The 2,784-nt window shown below is 75.2% G+C and carries 2 protein-coding genes; one reads left to right on the top strand and one right to left on the bottom strand.

Annotated elements, in window-relative coordinates:
* Window positions 1-381: 381 nt before the first annotated feature.
* Window positions 382-1,410 carry a DMT family transporter gene (locus HCJ92_RS23485; RefSeq protein WP_420824768.1) on the top strand — a complete coding sequence of 343 codons (1,029 nt, stop codon included), beginning with the start codon at window positions 382-384 and terminating at the stop codon, window positions 1,408-1,410.
* Window positions 1,411-1,443: 33 nt separating this feature from the next.
* Here the strand turns inward: HCJ92_RS23485 and HCJ92_RS23480 are convergent.
* On the bottom strand, window positions 1,444-2,784 hold a 1,341-nt coding region (locus HCJ92_RS23480), incomplete at its 5' end, for a ParB-like protein (RefSeq protein ID WP_167935618.1).

The following is a 2,784-nucleotide window of genomic DNA, read 5'->3' as shown; positions in this document are numbered from 1 at the left end:
GCCGGCCAACGCTCCTCCTGTGCTGGGGGCCGGAAGTCCGGCCGACCACAGGGTAAGCCTCGTGACGCCCCGCCCGACCCGACGCCCTCACCACCGCGCCGGAGCGTGTCGTCCGGATCCCGCCCGGGGCCGCGACGCCCGGCACGGCACCTCGCCTGGTCACCGGATCACGCGAGGACGACCACGTACGAGGTGCGATCCGGCGCCTTGTGGCGCCGCGCCGGACACCGCAGCCTGATCCGCGACAATCCGGACGACACGCGCCGGCCCACCCCTGCCGGGAACGGCCGGTTCTCACCCCTCGGGCGTCAGCAGTGTCGGGCCGTCACGAGGCTTACCCTGTGGTCGGCCGGACTTCCGGCCCCCAGCACAGGAGGAGCGTTGGCCGGCATCGGACCTCGCAGCAGTCCGTCCCAGCAGGCCGCCCCGGGGGCGGAGGCACGACCGACCGACGGCGGCCGGGCCGCCCCGGCGGAGGAACGGCCTACCGGGCAGCTGATCACCTCGCCGCAGGCCCGGTTCGACCTCCTCCTGCTGGCCGTCGCGGTCGCGGGCATCTCGCTGTCCGGTCCGCTGGTCGCAGCCACCGCCGCGCCCGCGCTGGCGATCGCGTTCTGGCGCAACGCGATGGCCGCGGCCTCGCTCACGCCGGTGGTGCTCCTCCGGCGGACCCTCCGCGCGGAGCTCGCCTCTCTCGGCCGCCGGCGGTTGCTCCTCTCCGCGGCTGCTGGCGCGACCCTCGCAGCGCACTTCGCGCTCTGGCTCCCGAGCCTGAGCATGACCTCGGTCGCCTCGTCCGTGGCACTGGTGACGACGACGCCGATCTGGATCACCGTGCTGCTGTGGCTGCGGGGCCACCGACCGGACCGCCGCACCTGGGTCGGGACGGGCGTCGCCTTCGCCGGCGTCGTGCTGCTGACCGGGGTGGACCTCAGCGTCTCCGCCCGCGCCCTCGCGGGCGACGCCCTGGCCCTCGCCGGCGGTCTGGCCGCGGCGGTCTACATGCTCATCGGCAACGAGGTGCGGCGGACGACCAGCACCACCTCGTACACCTTCGTCTGCTACTCGGTCACCGCCGGACTGCTCCTGGTGCTGTGCCTGGCCGCCGGCACCGACCTCTCCGGCTACTCGGCGGAGACCTGGCTGAAGTTGCTGCTGCTGACGGCGACCGCCCAACTGCTCGGCCACTCGCTGCTCAACCGTGTGGTGCGGGGTCTCGGGCCGTCGGTGACCTCGACCGCGATCCTGTTGGAGGCACCGGGCGCGGCGCTGATCGCGGCGGTCTGGCTCGGCCAGACCCCGCCGTGGCCCGCCTACCCGGCGCTCGGCGTCATCCTGCTGGGCCTGGCCCTGGTCATCCGGGCCGAACGCCCGCCCGGCCCGGTACCCCCCGCCCCCGCGGCGACCTGACCCGGGGCGGCGGGACGGGGGGCACCCCATGCGTCACCCCTTCGCGTTACCGACCGCGGCCACCGGGCCGCGCAGGTCGTTCGGGGTGCAGCCGTGGCCGTCCAGGGTGAGCCGGTCACGGATGCCGACCACGCTGAGCGGGCCGTCGAGCGTGGTGCCGCACAGCGCGACGGTCCGTGCCGCCACCGCGGAGACCGGGCCGGAGATGTCCGCGCCGGAGGAGAGCAGCGACGCGCCGGCGGAGACGACCACCGGTCCTCGGACGGTGGCGTTGTCCAGGCAGAGCACCCCGGAGGCCGCGAGCAGCGGCCCGTCGTGGCGACCGGTCACGGTGCGGGTGCAGTCGGGGGCGGCGGGGACCCGGCCCCGGGAGTCGACGGCGTAGCCGAGCTTGCCGGGTCGGGCCTCGTCGACGGGGACCGACAGCTTGGCCCACTCCCCGCCGGTCGCCTTCTTGCCGTCGTTCCACTCCGCCAGCCGCCCGAGGCGGTCCGCGGTGCGGCCCGGGGCGATCTCGGTGTCGCCGGGCGCCGCGACCATGGCCCGCGACGCCTCCTCGATCACCGTCAGATAGGCGGCGGGGTCGCGCAGGTCCGTCGCGCCGAGGTCGATGTGGGTCCGAAGCCACCGGCCCCAGAGGAACTCCAGGTACTCCGGCGCGTCCGACGGCGGCGTGTACCCGATGTCGCGGGTGAAGTAGACGAGGCTGCGGTAGGGATCGTCGCCGAGGCGGGCGAGGCCGAGCCCGTGCGGCAGGTCGGCCGGGGAGAGGGTGGAGCCGTCGGGGGCCTGGAGCCAGACCAGGTCGCGGTCGCGCATCTCCTGCCAGAAGGCATCGGTGGGCAGGTGGGAGAGGTTGTCGCTGACCCGCAGTCTGACCTTGGTGTCCGGACCGCCGTCGGGCGTCTCCAGGAAGGAGGTCAGGGTGTGGTGGCCGTCGGTGAGGTGGAGCGACCCGCCGGGGCCGACGACCACGGTCTTCATCACCGCGACGCTGTCGGCGGTCTCCTCGCCGACAGCCAGCGTGCACGCGAAGGAGGCCGGGTCGGCGAGGGTCGCGGCCGGGCCCGCGTTCGCCGCCTCCTCCTGCCCGTTGGCCTCGCACCAGTCGTCGAACCGCTTGTTGGGGTTGCCGCGCGCCTCGTCCTTGGAGCCCGCGTAGCGGCCCAGCTTGTAGTGGATCTGGTCGTGGCCGATGGCGGGCTGGGTCGGCCGCAGGTCACGCAGCCGGACCTCCAGCAGCTCCCCGGCGACCGCGCTGTCGGGGGCCGCGGCGAGGGCCACCCCCGCGCTCCCGCCGTTCGGCGTCCCCTGCGCGACCGCGGGACCGGCCAGGGCCCCGGCGGCCATGAGCAGAGCGAGCGCACCGCCCGC

Origin of the sequence: Streptomyces spiramenti, assembly GCF_012034385.1 — a bacterium.
GTDB classification, from domain to species: Bacteria; Actinomycetota; Actinomycetes; order Streptomycetales; family Streptomycetaceae; genus Streptomyces; species Streptomyces spiramenti.
This window is presented reverse-complemented; position numbering and strand designations above follow the sequence as displayed.